Annotated in this window: 1 protein-coding gene and 1 pseudogene; both read right to left on the bottom strand. The window is 62.9% G+C overall.

The genetic code is table 11. The features are described 5' to 3' along the window. Positions 1–21: 21 nt before the first annotated feature. Positions 22–969, bottom strand: coding sequence for a retroviral-like aspartic protease family protein (locus tag ACEW8G_RS05225; RefSeq protein ID WP_373487385.1), 948 nt, complete (start codon positions 967–969; stop codon positions 22–24). A 78-nt stretch (positions 970–1047) separates the two neighbouring features. Beyond that, positions 1048–1632: pseudogene (locus tag ACEW8G_RS05230) on the bottom strand (DNA ligase-associated DEXH box helicase); the annotation flags it as partial.

Consider the following 1632-nt stretch of genomic DNA (forward strand, 5'->3'; position numbering starts at 1 on the left):
TGGTGCTGAATCTCGCGCGCGTCAAAGGCGGATGCGTCGTTCTTGCTGGGGCGCTTTGCGTGGCAGATCAAACAACACCCGGCGCTGCTTGAAATCGATCATCATCCGGTCGAACAGACGCAGCGTGCCCATGCCGAGCAATAGCGAGGGCGTATCGCCGAGGCCAAGCTCGCGAAATGCATCGGTATCGGCAAAGGCGATGGGGATATACTCAAAATGGGCACGGCCGATGCGAAAATCCCGCACCAGGCCATTGTCAGCCAGCAATGTCTGCCCCGTGACCGACGTCAGGCTGGCCTGTTGCAGCCCGGGAGTCGTGCTGCTGCGCAGCCGTCGTTGCAGGGCAAGGTTGCCGATGTTTGACTGCGCGCCGGTATCGATCACCACATTGATCCGCTTGCCGTCGATGGTGGCATCGGTGAAGATCAGCTGGCCCGAGCGGCGGCGCGCGGTCACGACGATCTCGAACCCGCTGGTCGATACCCGCTGCGTGATATCCTCAACGATGATCTGGTTGGCGGCAAAATCGAACAGGATGCGTTGGTCCTGCAGGCCATCAAGCCCCAATATGCCGTCGGCCCCGATGTGATGCCGCTCCAGCATCGGCGCGACGACCTCACCATAATTCTGCCGGCCAAGCGTCAATTCGGGCACATAGACCGTCTCGACGATCTTGCTCCCCGCAATGCTGACCAGCCGAGCCATCGCAGCAAATTCTAGCGCCAGCGTGCCTGCGATGCCGCGCGACACGACGGTGCGTTCAGAGCCGGTGTCGATCAGGAACGAAAACGGCCCCTTGCCATCGATACTCACCGGCACAGTCATCCGGCTGGCGCGATCCTGCATCAGATCGATCACCTCGGCATCGGCGCCGGGCGTGTCGGCGGCGGTGATCTCCTGCGCCATGCTGCCGGGGGCGGCACAGGCCGCGATCAGCAACAGCGCGCTGGCCAGCAGGCGGATTTTCATCGCGACATCCTCTCGCGCGCGGTGGTGTTGCCTTGTTGCGCGCAGCCCGAATTTACCACTTGCAAATCCCGCTGGCAATCAATCGCCGCGCATCGCCATTGCGGCGAGGCTTTCGGCCTCGACCAGCAGCGCATCATCGGCCGAGCCCTGCGCCACGCTTTCACGCCCGATCATCACCAGCAGCGGCACCGCCAGCGGGCTGACCCGGTCAAGGTCGACATGCAGCATCGTGCCCGCAGCGCGGTCAAGCAGGTCGCCCAGCCGCCCGACATCGGTCATCCGCGCGCGCGCATCGGCCCAGGCAGCCTCGATCAGCACATGGTCGGGCTCATATTTCTGCAGCACGTCATAGATCAGGTCGGTCGAAAAAGTGACCTGCCGCCCGGTCTTTTTCTTGCCCGGCTGCTGGCGCTCGATCAGCCCGCTGATCACCGCAACCTCGCGGAATGCGCGCTTGAGCAGATAGCTGTTCTCTACCCATGTCGTGAACTCATCGGTCAGGATGTCGGCCGAAAACAGGGATGCAGGGTCGGTCACCGGTTTGAGGCTCCACACCCCAAGCGCATAATCGCTGGCGACAAAGCCCATCGGTTGCAGCCCGCGATCCTCCATCCGCCGTGTGAGCAGCATCCCCAGCGACTGATGCGCATTCCACCCCTCGAA

This window comes from Blastomonas sp. (assembly GCF_041747255.1).
In the GTDB taxonomy this organism is placed as follows: Bacteria; Pseudomonadota; Alphaproteobacteria; order Sphingomonadales; family Sphingomonadaceae; genus Blastomonas.